At 35.5% G+C, this 13,843-nt stretch carries 12 protein-coding genes; 10 read left to right on the top strand and 2 right to left on the bottom strand.

All coding sequences use genetic code 11. The features are described 5' to 3' along the window. Window positions 1-3 precede the first annotated feature (3 nt). The 4 genes from AC5LXV_RS11325 to AC5LXV_RS11310 all read left to right on the top strand — a co-directional run bounded on the left by AC5LXV_RS11325 (window position 4) and on the right by AC5LXV_RS11310 (window position 4,736). The gene (locus tag AC5LXV_RS11325) at window positions 4-942 is read left to right on the top strand and encodes an oxamate carbamoyltransferase subunit AllH family protein (RefSeq protein WP_493466476.1); all 939 of its coding nucleotides are present in this window, start codon (window positions 4-6) and stop codon (window positions 940-942) included. A gap of 3 nt (window positions 943-945) precedes the next feature. Beyond that, window positions 946-1,869, top strand: coding sequence for an HTH-type transcriptional activator AllS (gene allS, locus AC5LXV_RS11320; RefSeq protein ID WP_493466475.1), 924 nt, complete (start codon window positions 946-948; stop codon window positions 1,867-1,869). Between the two features lie 50 nt (window positions 1,870-1,919). Then, window positions 1,920-3,152 carry a pyridoxal-phosphate-dependent aminotransferase family protein gene (locus AC5LXV_RS11315; protein WP_493451486.1) on the top strand — a complete coding sequence of 411 codons (1,233 nt, stop codon included), beginning with the start codon at window positions 1,920-1,922 and terminating at the stop codon, window positions 3,150-3,152. A 306-nt stretch (window positions 3,153-3,458) separates the two neighbouring features. Continuing rightward, the gene (locus AC5LXV_RS11310) at window positions 3,459-4,736 is read left to right on the top strand and encodes an MFS transporter (RefSeq protein ID WP_110423258.1); all 1,278 of its coding nucleotides are present in this window, start codon (window positions 3,459-3,461) and stop codon (window positions 4,734-4,736) included. An 827-nt stretch (window positions 4,737-5,563) separates the two neighbouring features. Here the strand turns inward: AC5LXV_RS11310 and AC5LXV_RS11305 are convergent. Both AC5LXV_RS11305 and AC5LXV_RS11300 read right to left on the bottom strand, forming a co-directional pair. Next, window positions 5,564-5,980 carry an RbsD/FucU family protein gene (locus AC5LXV_RS11305; RefSeq protein WP_493451488.1) on the bottom strand — a complete coding sequence of 139 codons (417 nt, stop codon included), beginning with the start codon at window positions 5,978-5,980 and terminating at the stop codon, window positions 5,564-5,566. A gap of 51 nt (window positions 5,981-6,031) precedes the next feature. Next, complete coding sequence (locus AC5LXV_RS11300) at window positions 6,032-6,796, bottom strand: SDR family NAD(P)-dependent oxidoreductase (RefSeq protein WP_493466474.1); 765 nt, start codon at window positions 6,794-6,796, stop codon at window positions 6,032-6,034. Between the two features lie 371 nt (window positions 6,797-7,167). On the opposite strand from AC5LXV_RS11300, the gene AC5LXV_RS11295 reads away from it, so the two are divergent. The 6 genes from AC5LXV_RS11295 (at window position 7,168) to AC5LXV_RS11270 (ending at window position 13,839) form a co-directional block, all read left to right on the top strand. After that, window positions 7,168-8,184 carry a TRAP transporter substrate-binding protein gene (locus tag AC5LXV_RS11295; protein ID WP_493466473.1) on the top strand — a complete coding sequence of 339 codons (1,017 nt, stop codon included), beginning with the start codon at window positions 7,168-7,170 and terminating at the stop codon, window positions 8,182-8,184. 25 nt (window positions 8,185-8,209) lie between these two features. Continuing rightward, on the top strand, window positions 8,210-10,075 hold the full coding sequence (locus AC5LXV_RS11290; protein ID WP_086359710.1) for a TRAP transporter large permease: 1,866 nt from the start codon (window positions 8,210-8,212) through the stop codon (window positions 10,073-10,075). 196 nt (window positions 10,076-10,271) lie between these two features. Beyond that, entirely contained in the window at window positions 10,272-11,318 is a 1,047-nt protein-coding gene (locus tag AC5LXV_RS11285) for a LacI family DNA-binding transcriptional regulator (protein ID WP_493466472.1), read from the top strand. A gap of 255 nt (window positions 11,319-11,573) precedes the next feature. Continuing rightward, window positions 11,574-12,356: a basic amino acid ABC transporter substrate-binding protein gene (locus AC5LXV_RS11280; protein WP_110433313.1), complete on the top strand. Its 783-nt coding sequence runs from the start codon at window positions 11,574-11,576 to the stop codon at window positions 12,354-12,356. Window positions 12,357-12,368: 12 nt separating this feature from the next. Next, window positions 12,369-13,130 (top strand): amino acid ABC transporter permease, encoded by a 762-nt coding sequence (locus tag AC5LXV_RS11275; protein ID WP_110423265.1) that lies wholly within the window; start codon window positions 12,369-12,371, stop codon window positions 13,128-13,130. Further along, window positions 13,117-13,839, top strand: coding sequence for an amino acid ABC transporter ATP-binding protein (locus AC5LXV_RS11270; protein ID WP_493451493.1), 723 nt, complete (start codon window positions 13,117-13,119; stop codon window positions 13,837-13,839). Before AC5LXV_RS11275 ends, AC5LXV_RS11270 begins: the two co-directional genes overlap by 14 nt. Window positions 13,840-13,843 lie beyond the last annotated feature (4 nt).

The raw sequence follows: 13,843 nt of genomic DNA, 5'->3' as shown, positions 1-13,843 counted from the left end.
ATTATGAGTTTGCTATATGCCGATGATGAATGCTTAAATAAGCCGATTAATCAGGCGCGACCAAATATGCGCGCTGTTGAGCTTTTTCAACCGCGTGCTATAGCGCAAGCAACGCATATTATCAAACCTCTTTTAGTTAGTGCAGATATTCCGATAGAAGCGGGTGAGTTGTCACTTTTTAGTACTCATCCGCAAACTATTAATTTAATCACTCCAAATCAGAAATTAATCACCATTCATCGTTATAATAGTGGCTTATCGCCTATGGGCATGGTGCTTAAATCATCTGATTTTGATGACCTTTTAACGTTTTTATTGGATGGTGAGATACCGCTTTATCAATTACCAACTGGCGAACTGAAAATTGGGCTATATCTCATTTCACTTGCAACACATGTTTGTCAGTTAACTCTTAAAAGTCATTCATTAATTAATAAATCCGATATTGCCAGTCTGTTAAAGCAAATTAACCAACCAACCGGTTTATTTGGTGAATTGAGCAATAATTTAAGTGGCGAGTATCCACCGCAACTTGAAATGTTATGTAGCACTATGAATAATTTAATGAATGGCAACGCTGATGATATTACCCCGTTTATTGGTTTAGGACCGGGTTTAACCCCAAGTTTTGATGATATTATTGTCGGCATGTTGGCAGTTATTTCTGGCGATCATCGTTTTACCACTCAAATGCGACAACTAAAATTAGCCTTTGAGCCATTGCCATTAGATTTATTAACTACTAAGGTGAGTGTTAGTTTTTTGACTTATGCACTGCAAGGAAAATTTTCTTTATTGGTGTTACAAGTGATTAAATCATTTGAAAAACATAATTATCACCATTCATCAATAAAAAACTTAGTGAATTATGGTCACACCTCTGGATCCGATTTGTTACTTGGTATATGGTTAGGTATAGATCGTTTTGTTTTAAGGGATTAAATCATGCTAGATACTGAAACCATGCGAACCTTTATAAAAGTAGTTGAGAGCAATAGCTTTTCTAAAGCGGCTAAGCTACTTTACAAAACACCGGCGGCAATTAGTTATCGTATCAAATCATTAGAAGCGGATCTCAATACTCAGCTTTTTGAGCGCACCACGCGAACCGTGACACTTACGCTAGCAGGACAACATCTTTATGAACAATGTAGTCAATGGTTACTTTGGTTATCAACCATGCCGGATGAGTTGCAACAAATTCGGGATGGTGTTGAGCGTAAAATTAATATTACCATCAATAATCTGTTATACGATGTTGAAGCGGTAACTGATTTATTAACGTTTTTAACAGAGAAATTCCCATTCACAACTTTCAATATCAATCGACAAGTCTATATGGGCGTGTGGGATTCTTTATTGCATGGTGAATGCCATTTAGCTATCGGTGCAACGGGTACTGAATCGCTCGATACCATGATTAATATCTTACCACTTGGTGAAGTGAATTGGGTGTTTGTGGCGGCAAAACATCATCCTATTACACAAATTGATGGCGCATTATCCAATGATATCTTACGTAAATATCCAGCAATTAATGTTGAAGATACTTCTGTTCATATGAATAAACGAGTAGCCTGGTTATTACCAAGTCAATCCGAAATCATTGTGCCAAATATAAGCACCAAGCTAGCTTGTCATTTAAAAGGGTTAGGTATTGGCTTTTTACCAAAATCAATTTGCCAATCATATTTAGAGTCAGGTGAATTGATAGCATGTAAAGTGGTGAATGAACGTAAACCATCACCACTGTCATTAGCTTGGAAAAAATCCCATATGGGTAAAGTGATGAATGAAATTGTGAATCTATTTAAATTTCATCATCCCATTGCCAACAATTTTTTAAAAAATATAGATAAAAGAAGATGAATCAGTGTAATCTTCAACTAATTAACTCGATATAATAAAGGAAAAAAATAATGTTAGACCTAGATAAATATGACCAAATTAATCCGCCTACGCGACTATTAATGGGACCAGGTCCAATCAATGCTGATCCACGTGTGACTAGAGCGATGGCGGCACCTTTAATTGGTCAGTTTGACCCAGTTATGACTGATTATATGAATCAGACTATGTCACTTTATCGGGATATTTTCAAAACCCAAAATGAACAAACATTTGTTATTGATGGTACTGCAAGAGCCGGTATTGAAGCAGTTCTGGTGTCAACAATTAAACCAGGTGATAAAGTATTAGTGCCAGTATTTGGTCGTTTTGGTCTATTACTTTGTGAAATTGCTCATCGTTGTCGTGCTGATGTGCATACTATTGAAGTGCCATGGGGCGAAGTGTTCGATCCTAATGTGATCGAAGATGCCATTAAAAAAGTTAAACCAAAACTCTTACTTTGTGTACAAGGTGATACTTCAACCACATTATTACAACCGCTAGATAAAATTGGTGAAATTTGTCGCCGTCATGGGGTGTTGTCTTATGTGGATGCAACTGCATCGATTGTAGGTAATCCACTAGAAGTTGATAAATGGCAACTTGATGGGGTATCAGTTAGCTTACAAAAATGTTTGAGTGGTCCTCCGGGAGTTGCACCTCTTACTCTAAGTCCAAAAATGGTCGAAATTATCCAAGCTCGTAAATGTGTTGAACTTGGTATTCGAGCGGATAATGATGAAAGTGGCCGAGATGAGATGATCTACTCTAACTACTTTGATATTGATATGATTATCCGTTACTGGAGTTCAGAACGTATTAACCACCATACCGAAGCGACTTCAATGCTTTATGCTGCACGTGAATGTGCGCGAATTGTGTTGCAAGAAGGTCTTGATAATGTTATTGAACGTCACCGTATTAATGGGGCGGCGATGGTTGCAGGTTTACAAGCCATGGGACTTAAATTGTTTGGTGATCTGGATCACAAAATGAATAACGTTGTTGGTGTTGTTCGCCCGGAACATATCAACGATCTCGAAGTTCGTAATTTAATGCTAAATGATTTTGGTATTGAAATTGGCGCTTCATTTGGTCCGCTCAAAGGCAATGTATGGCGCATCGGAACTATGGGCTACAATGCTAGAAAATCTTGTGTTATGCAAACATTAACCGCTTTCGAGGCCGTGTTAAATCGGGTTGGCTTTAAAACCACCCAAGGTGCTGGTTTACAAGCGGCTTGGAATGTTTATAACAAATAGTAAATATAATAATAAAAGTTCACTAAAGTGAACGGAATTATACCCATTGGATTTTTGAGCTTTTGATTTACCACGATTAATAGTAATTTGTTGACCTAGTTAGCGACAAATTACTATATAAATACTGCAATTAACAATATGGTAGTTATCAATACGATAGTTATCAATACGGCAATTTTCAATATCATAGTTAAAGATAGAGCAGTAAAAAATAGATCTGTTAAAAAATGTAGTTGAGAAACTGTAACAAAAATAAGTTAACTGTTGTTCCAAGTTAATTAGGATGACACTATTTAAGGAAATCGTATGAATGAGTTAAATACTAAAATTCCTACCTCTGGGTATAAGCAAAAAAAATGGAAAGGGAGGTATACCATCTTATTACTTTTATGGTCAGGTTGGTTACTTTCATTTCTTGATCGCATGGTCATGAGTGTATCACTGCCTTTTATTGGTCACGACCTTGGTATTGATAAGACTGTGCAAGGTTCTATTATCAGTGCCTTCTTTATTGGTTATGCACTGTTTCAAATTCCCGGTGGTTACTTAGCGGATAAATTTGGCCCGCGTAAAGTGATGGCTTTTGCTATTATTTGGTGGTCAATGTTTACTCTGTTTACTGGGCTTATCTATGTATTGCCTTTAATGTTATTAACCCGATTTATGTTTGGTGCCGGTGAAGGCTGTTTTCCTGCCTCATCTTGGAAAACTATTGCTACTTATTTCCCCGCCAAAGAGCGCGGGCGAGCAACGGCAATTCAATCATCAGTTAATACCTTAGGGCCAGCAATATCGGTAATTGTGGCGGTTGCCATTATTGAATGGTTAGGTTGGCGTGATGTCTTCATCATTCTAAGTATTCCCGGTTTTATATTAGGCTTTTTTATCTACAAATTTATTCGCAACAATCCAACGGAAAATAGGCTGATTGATGCAAATGAACTACAAGAATTAGCAATTAACAACGATAATACCGTTGAAACTGTCACAAATAGTTCGGCTTCATTAATAAATGTATTAAAAATGCCAATACTGTGGAAATTATCGCTAATCTGGTTTCTATTCGACATCACATTTTGGGGCTTCACTACTTGGTTACCAAGTTACTTACTTGAAGCTAGAGGATTGTCACTATCCAAAACCGGCATCTTAGCGGCAATACCTTTTCTATTTGGCGCATTAGGCACCTTAGTTGGCGGTTATTTTGCTGATAAGTTTGCACAAAAATTAAAATATGTCTATGGCTTAACGGCTTTCATCTCGGGAATATTTCTATTTTTGATGTTCCAAGTTGAAAACCTTCAAGCGGCAATGGTCTTCCAATGTGTATCGGCACTATTTATGTTTATTGCATTCGCTATCTTCTGGGGAATGTTAATGCATATGATTCCACCAGCAATCATGGGTAAAGCCTCAAGCATTGTTAATTTTGGCGGCCAAGTCGCTGGCGTATTATCACCATTCATCATCGGCTTCCTAATCGATAACGCCAATGGTGGTTATAACCATGCCTTCTTATTTATGGTTATAGCGTTAATAAGCTCAGCCATATTGACCTTTTTCATCAAAAAGATGAATATTTAAAGCATTGAAAATGATGAGTTGAAATAGAAAAATACTCAAACCTAGTTTGAGTATTTTTTGTGTCTTTAAGTAATATTAATTTATTATAATTAATTGATAAATAAGTAATAATTCATCAAAACTATCCACTTTATAATTGACAAAATGATATAGACTGCTCAATTTTGCACAAAAAACTCAATGAACTTACGTCATGATGCTACCAAAAAGTATTGGAGCAATTCGGTTATTTGTGGGTAAGAGGGATATGATATTTTCTAGTCAATAAGCGTATTTAGTCGAGGAAGTTATCTTATTTTATTCATGTTCTTCAATATTAAAACAGTGAATAGTCACTTTAATATTAGTGATAAGGTATGGACTGCTCAATTATTTTTTACAAAAAACTCAGTAAAAATACGTCATGATGCTAGCAAAAAGTATTGGAGCAGTGCGTTTATTTGTGGGTAAGAGGGATATGGTATTTTCTTGGCAATAAGCATGATTTAGCGAAGGAAGATATATTATTTTATTCATGTTCTTTAATATTAAAACAGTGAATAGTCACTTTAATATTAATGAAATGGTATAGACCGCTCAATTATTTTTTACAAAAAACTCAGTAAAATTAGATAACGATGATTCCCAAAAGTATCTGAGCAGTGCGGTTATTTATGGGTAAAGCTAGATATAATATTTTATTGAGAGCCTTATAAGCTTGCCATATTGACCTTTTTATCAAAAAAATGGTCATGTAAGCTGTCGATAATAAGAAATGATAGAAAAATACTCAAACCTAGTTTGAGTATTTTTTGTGATAAATAATAGAGATGAAAGTGAAAAACTCGCTAAGCCACCACACCAACAGTTAGTAATATATTGGCGAATCGCCGATTTTCACCGGTTGCAATAACTAACAATGTATCGTTTGATTTAGCTAATGAATAAAATTCATTACGTGCAACATGTGCTATTTCTACTGCTTCAGGGAGTCGTTTTTTGTATTCTGTTTCAATTTCATTAACAAAATCAGCAGGGCTTTCCATTAAAACGGCTTTTTCAACATTAATATATTTTAAGATTTTTTCGAGAATCAATGTACTTTTAATCTCACCCACACAGAAATTAAGATAGACAATTGTGGCATGAGGTGAAGAGTTTGTCACAAAAGAATAATTACTGTCGGCAATTAATATATTCGTTTTATGTCCGCATTTTGCTAATGTTTCTAATAGCTGCGGATGTAAAATTTCAGTTTTTATCATACAAATTTCCTTGTTTCTTGACATAACTTTACATTATGTCAAGTCAACTAATTACATTCTATAAACTCCACCATTAATATCGATTGTCGCGCCAGAAACAAAACCGTCGTATTCTGATGCTAAAAATTTAATTACCCGCGCGACATCTTCAGAACTACCAGCTCGACCTAATGGAATGGATCTTATGGTTTCATCTGCTGATTCTTTAGTGGTATGCTGATTGTGAAAACGAGTACCAAGAATAAGACCAGGCGCAACAGCATTAACTCGGATACCATGCTCACCAAGTTCTGCGGCTAATGACCGCGTCCAAGTTAAAACCGCACCTTTGGTCATTGAGTAAACTAATGAACCAGCATGACCACCAGATCGACCAGCTAACGATGCTAAATTGATAATACTGGCGCCATCTTTAGCTTGTTTTAAATGTGGTAGTGCATTTTGGGTAACATTTAACATGGTAGTCATATTGACATCAATTACGGTTTGCCAAAATTGTTTATCGATTTCACCTAACCATTTTCTGGCAATAATTCCGCCTACATTATTGATAAGAATATCAATGCCACCTAAAAATTCTGCTGCCGCATTAACACATTGTTGCGTTTCTTCTTCTTTGGTTAAATCTGCATAGCCATATTCAGCTCTTTGACCTAATTTATTGGCTAGCTCAACTAACTCTTTAGGGCCTTCTTCGCCACTAAAATAGTGCAGGTAAACATCACAACCGGCTTCAATCAGCTCTTTGGCAGTTGCTTTGCCGATACCTTGTTCTGCACCTGTAATAAATACTTTTTTACCAGATAACTTATCCATTTTTATCTCCTTTTAGATAATTTATGTGAAATAAAATTTGACTGTTACTGGTAACGGGATGAGTTTTAAATTATATAGCCAAATTTTTTAGAAAATGTGACATAAATCACAGAATAAAATAATTGTATTTTTATCAGAATAGTCGCTTTGGTCGATCAAGCTAGGTTGTAACAAGTAATTCACTAAAACGTTACAGTTGTATTATTTCTCTTAAATATGATCTAAATCACACATTTAACATTTTCTTAAAAAAACTTATTTACTAATTTATCTAATTGAAATTATAGTTAACTATAACGTTACAGTAAAACGTTATAGCTGGTACGGGATGAAAACGTTTTTTGCAATTAATCTAAGTTAAGGTTTTTAATATGAATAATTTAAAACAGCTATCAACAAAAATTATAACTGGCGCAGTATTGTGCTTGTCATCTTATGCATTGGTTCCGCAAATATCTTATGCGGCACCTCAAGTTAATGTCAGAGTTTATTCTTCCCTACCTGAAAACGATAATTCTGCTCATTATATATGGTATGCCAGCTTCAAAGAAAATTTAGCCAAACGAGTAAATGATAAAGTTAAATTTAGCTATTTTCCTAATGCCATGTTAGGTAAAGAAGCCGATGCTGCACAACAGGTAAAAATTGGTGCAATTGATATCATGATTTCAGGTACGTCTATTTGGTCTACGATTGTACCAGAGATAGGTATTCTTGATTCAGGTTATTTATTTAATGATATGGATCATGTCGGTCGTTCATTAGATGGTGATGCGGGTACTAAACTTGCTTCAATTATGCAAACAAAAGCTAATATTAAAGTATTAGGATTTGGTTATAGCTTGGGTGCAAGAAATATTTATACCAAAAAACCAGTCAATCAACCGGAAGATTTGAATAGCCTTAAAATTAGAGCACTTCCGGTACCTAACTTCCTTGAAACCATAAAAAGTATGGGTGCCGTGCCAATTCCTATGCCTGGTGGTGAAGTTTATTCTGGCTTACAGATGGGGGTAATTGATGGTGTTGAACACGATGCACCGACTGTTTTGACCAGTAAATATTATGAACAAACTAAAAACGCTATTTTAAGTCAACATATTTATAACCCAATCGTAGCGGTAATGAATAAAAATGCTTTTGAACGTCTTCCAGCTGAACTTAAAGAGGATTTTATTGCGGCAGCTAAAGAGGCAACCGATCATGAAAGAAGTTTATCGGCAAGTTCTGAACAAAAAGCTATTGATGAACTTAAATCACTAGGTGTCAATTTTGTTACTGTGGATAGAGCTTATTACAAAGAAAAAACAAAACATGTGCATGAAGATTTTGTTAAAAAATATCCACAAACAAAAGAAATTGTAGAATTTATTCAATCAATTGAATAATTTAGAGTGTTGTCAGGAGAAAGTTATGTCAGATATTACTGGTACAAACACATTACTTGTTCCAGTGATATCCCCATTAAGTCGATTTTTAACAAAAATAACTGCGATTTTAGGGGGATTATCACTCTTTATTAATGTTCTTGTGGTATTTTCATCGGTTATATTTCGCTATGCTTTCCATTCACCTTTAGAGTGGGCGGAAGAGGTAGCTAGAGCATTAATGATAGCGTTAGTCTTTTTCGGTGTTGCCACTTCTTCAGGCAGAGGTGGGCATATAGGGATAGATTTATTTTTAGGATTATTACCTAGCTCGCTAAGAGCCTATGTTGTGCATAGTACTCGCTGGATTTTAGTCTTTGTTTCAATTGGTCTGGTCATCTCAAGTTATGATTTGGTTTATATATCGTTAGAACAAACAACAGAAACCGGCATGCCGTTAGCATTATTTTATATACCGGTATTTATTGGCGCTATAGTCATGTTTGTTGCAACGTTAGAACATGTATTTCAACAAGAAAAGAAAATAGTATTGAGAAGTGGTATTGGCGTTTTAGGGTTAATTGTTATTGGTTTTACTACTTATTCATTATTTCCTGAATTAGAGTCATTACCAGCCTTTTTTATGTTTGCTTGTTTTTTCTTAGGAATTATAGCTGGGATTCCGATAGCCTTTACTTTGGGTCTATCTTCGATGGTATTTTTCTTAAGTAATCCAACTTTACCATTTGTATTTTTCGCCCAACAAGTTTCGGCAGGTGTAGACCATTTCGTATTATTAGCGATACCATTTTTCTTACTTGCTGGTTCGGCAATGGAAATCAATGGTATGTCTTCTCGTTTAGTCGAATTTATTGTTAGAGGAATGGGTAGATTCAAAGGCGGTTTGAATATGACAACCGTGTTATCCATGGCCTTTTTTTCCGGTATTTCTGGTTCGAAATTAGCTGATGTAGCCGCAGTCGGTGGCGTATTAATGCCAGCGGTAAAAAGAACAAAGCAGAGTCGCGAAGATGCTGCCGGTGTATTTGCCGCCTCAGCGGTTATGGCTGAATCAATCCCTCCTTGTGTTAATCTGATCGTTATGGGCTTTGTTGCCAATATTTCAATTGGTGCTTTATTTATTGCCGGTATAGTGCCAGCCGTATGTTTGTTAATCATTCTATTAATTACGGCTAATATTTTTGGAAAGAAAATCAATGTATCGGATGCTTATCCTGTTCTTATGCCTAAAAAACAGTTAATCCTTGGTGCAGCTGTTGGGTTATTAATGATTCTTATGATTGGTCGTGGTGTGGTGGCCGGAATTGCAACATCAACAGAAATCTCGGCTTTTGCTGTGGTTTACGCTATAGTCGTTGGTCGCATTGCATTTAGAGAATTAACCTTAAAAGCAACCATCAAATTGTTTATTGATATGTCAGCCATGTCAGGGATGTTGTTATTTATTGTTGCCTCAGCAACAAGTTTATCTTACGCATTAACCATTGAGATGATTCCGCAAAAATGTGCTGATATCTTGGTATCTATCGGTACTAATCATGGAGCATGGTTATTTTTAATCTTATCGATTTTGATACTCATTGTATTTGGTTCAGTATTAGAAGGTGCACCAGCATTAATTATATTTGCTCCAATTCTGGTACCAATTGCAATTCAATTAGGATTCCATCCATTACATTATGGTATAGTAATGGTTTTTGCTATGGGTTTTGGATTGTTCTCGCCACCTATTGGATTAGGGCTCTATGCTACCTGTACCATTTGTGGAGTAACAATGAAAGATGTTATGAAACCTATGCTTAAATATCAGATGGTAATATTTGTTGGAATAATCTTAGTCGCTTTATTCCCATTTATTACAACATGGTTACCTAACATAATGGGATATTAATATCATCAATTTGCTAGTTAAGTATTACTTAATTAGCAAATTAATTTTTAATCAACCAGTGTAATTGTAAACAACTTGATTAACATAATTACCATCTTTATTTATACTCATCTTTTAAAATAAGTTCAGTTGTTACTAAACTTTTTGTATAGTGTATTTTATCTAAAAGCGTATAAAAATCTTTAAGGAATTTAGTATGGTTGACATTCGCGATGTTGCTAAACATGCCGGCGTCTCTGTAAGTACTGTCTCTAATGTATTAAATGGCCGAATAGACCAAATGCGAAAAGAAACATTAAAGCGCATAGAAGAGAGTATCAAAGTATTAAAATATCATCCGAATAAACTTGCGCAACAATTGAAAACTGGACATGTAAAAATGTTAGGGATATTAGTTCCTTCCATCATGAATCCAAATTTTGCTGCCTTAGTTAACAACATTGAATCAATAGCTAAAGAAAAATATGGTTATCAAGTCCTATTGGCCAACACCTCTCGTCAAGATAAACAAGAAAAATTGTTTCTCAATGATCTGCTGTCTTTTGGGGTTAAGGGTGTCATAGTGGTTTCATCGTCAATTGAAAAGAAACATTTTATTAACGCCATTAATAAAGGGATGGTGATGGTAAATTATGACGGTTTAACTTCAGAGGAAGCTCATAACAACAAAAAAATTCTGATTGATAGTATTTCAATGGATAATTTTCAAGCAGGAAAGCTTGCAGCAGATTTTTTATTACAGCAAGGGTGCAAAAATATTGTCTTTGCTACGATAAAAGGAAATATTACCAGTCGGAATAACAAAATATTAGGTTTTTTAGATAGTTTAAAAAGTGCCGGTTTAAGTACCAAAAATCGTATTATTGAAGGCACGGCGCAGTTTGCCTATGGTGATAGTGAATTAGCGGAAATAGGTAAATTATTGGCAAATGAAATTATCAAAAACAACAAAGCGTTGCCTGATGGAATAGTCGCTATTAACGATATGTTAGCGATAGGTATTATTTCTGAATTAACTCGCTTAGGCGTGAAAATCCCGCAAGATATCTCCGTTATTGGTATCGATAATATGTTTTTAGATACCGTGTTTAGTCCGTCATTAACATCGATAGCTTCACCATTATCGGATATGGCAACATTAATGGTTGATCGCCTAATTGCAATGCTTAATGGCGATAAAATGGAACCTGGAGAGTTTCTATTTAAACCTTATTTAGTTAAACGAGAATCGGTTCGTTATTAATATCAATCAATAAGAATATGAATAGTTCGTGGTATTAGTTCATATTCTTAATTTTAGACTGACTGAAGATTTAAAATGACCATCAACGGTAAAAATAGATCACAATTGACCTAAAAAGTTAAGGGGCAGGGTATCTAGCCTCTCGAAATGCATCAATCTTTTAATCAAGAATAATAATCAAGTTAAATAATAAGTTGCAATATTTTGCTTAAAAGTTATTATATTTCGAACACTTATTTATGGATAGGACTGTGTATGCGCAACTCTTTTTTTTCTGTTATTTTATCTTCATTGTTATTATTAATCTCTTCATTTAGTTTTGCTAGCGAGCAGACTTATGTGGTTGGTGCTGGTGGAACCTATCGACCTTTTGAATACGAAAATAGTGATAAACAATTAGAAGGTTTTGATATTGATCTTATTAAAGCGATTGCTGAAGTACAAAACTTCAATATCAAACTAATCAACACCCCTTGGGAAGGTATTTTTGCTACCTTAGATAACGGTGAGCGAGATATCATCATTTCAGGTATTACGATTACGGATAAACGTAAAAATTCTGTCGATTTTTCATTGCCTTATTTTCCTGCTGAACAAGTTATCGTTTCGCAAAAATCAACTGAAATTAAATCAATTAATGATTTAAGTAGTCATACTGTTGGTGTAGTTAACGGTAGTACCGCTGATGTAGTTGTTTCTAAAGTATTAGGTAAAAATAGTACGGCAATCAAACGTTTTGATAATACTCCGTTGTTACTTCAAGAACTTTATGAAGAAGGCATTAGTGCCGCGGTTGGTGATGTTGGTGTAGTTAAGTTTTATATCAAAATGCATCCCGGCAAAGATTTTAATTTAGTTTATGATGATACGTTTGAATCGCAATACTTTGGTATAGCCGTCGCTAAAGGTAATAGTGAGCTACGTAATAGCATCAATGAAGGACTTAAAAAGATTGTTGCAAACGGGACTTACGCTTCAATTTATAAAAAATGGTTCGATAGCAATGTTCCATCTTTACCATTAGATTCTAAAGAGTAAAGTGGAATTGTCATGGCATTTAATTGGCAAATTGTTGAAGAATATACCCCTCTTTTTATAGAAGGGGCAAAAACTACCGTTCAATGTACTATTATTTGTGTGATTTTAGGGACATTATGGGGATTGACTTTAGGTATTGGACGAACAGCATCCACCAAATATGGTTTGTGGAAATGGGTGCTTTATTATGGCGTGCAATGGCCTGTCAAAATTTATGTTAGTGCTTTTCGCGGTACACCATTATTTGTACAAATCATGGTAGTGCATTATGTTTTAATGCCGTTTTTTCTAAATCCGCGTGATGGATTATTGGTCTCTGATAATCTTATTTCAGTGGCAACCGCGCGCTATTGGCGTTCGGAGTATGGTGCTTTTATTTCTTGTGTTACGGCAATTACGTTAAATGCCGGAGCCTATATTTCCGAAATTTTTAGAGCGGGTATCGAATCAATTGATAAAGGTCAAATGGAAGCGGCTAGGTCACTTGGAATGAGTTATGGCAGTACCATGCGTAAGGTGATTTTACCGCAGGCTTTTAAACGCATGCTTCCTCCGTTAGGTAATAATGCCATTGCTATTTTGAAAGACTCATCCCTAGGTGCAGCCATCGGTCTTGCTGATTTAGCTTTTGCCGCAAGAACATCTGGTGCTGCATATGGTTCTTACTCTGAACCTTATATTGTTATTTCCATTGTGTATTGGGTAATGACTTTCTCGCTTTCATTATTGGTTAAATATTTAGAAAAAAGGTTAGGCAAAAGTGATTCACATTAAAAATCTACAAAAACAATTTGGTGATATCCATGTGTTACGTGGTATTTCTTGTGATATTCAGGAAAAAGAGGTGATTTCAATTATTGGTCCTTCCGGATCAGGAAAAAGCACCTTTTTACGTTGCATTAATGGACTAGAAGACATTACTTCAGGAGAAATTGAAGTCAATGGATTTAAATTACCTGACGCTAAAACCAATATCAATCAATTGCGCGAATCGGTAGGTATGGTTTTTCAACGCTTTAATCTTTTTCCGCATATGACTGTGTTGCAAAATCTCATTTTGGCACCAATGGATGTAAAGAAAATGCCCAAAAATGAGGCCATAACTAAGGCGGAAGGTCTGTTAGTTAAGGTTGGATTGATTGATAAGATTGATGCTTATCCCAATCAATTATCAGGTGGACAACAACAACGTGTTGCGATTGCTCGCGCATTAATGATGGACCCGAAAGTGATGCTTTTTGACGAACCAACTTCGGCGCTTGATCCTGAGTTAGTTGGTGAGGTATTGGCGGTAATGAAGTCACTCGCGCAAGAGGGGATGACCATGGTGGTTGTCACCCATGAAATGGGGTTTGCCAGAGAGATGTCGACTCGGGTTATTTTTATCGATCAGGGTATTATTCAAGAACAAGGCTCGCCTGAGCAAATCTTCACTCGACCACAAAATGAAAGAACCCAGTTGTTTTTAAGTAAAGTATTGTAAACCA

Source organism: Gilliamella sp. LMG 34359 (genome assembly GCF_984569085.1).
Note: the sequence above shows the minus strand (reverse complement) of the source record. Positions and strands in the feature narration are given on the sequence as shown.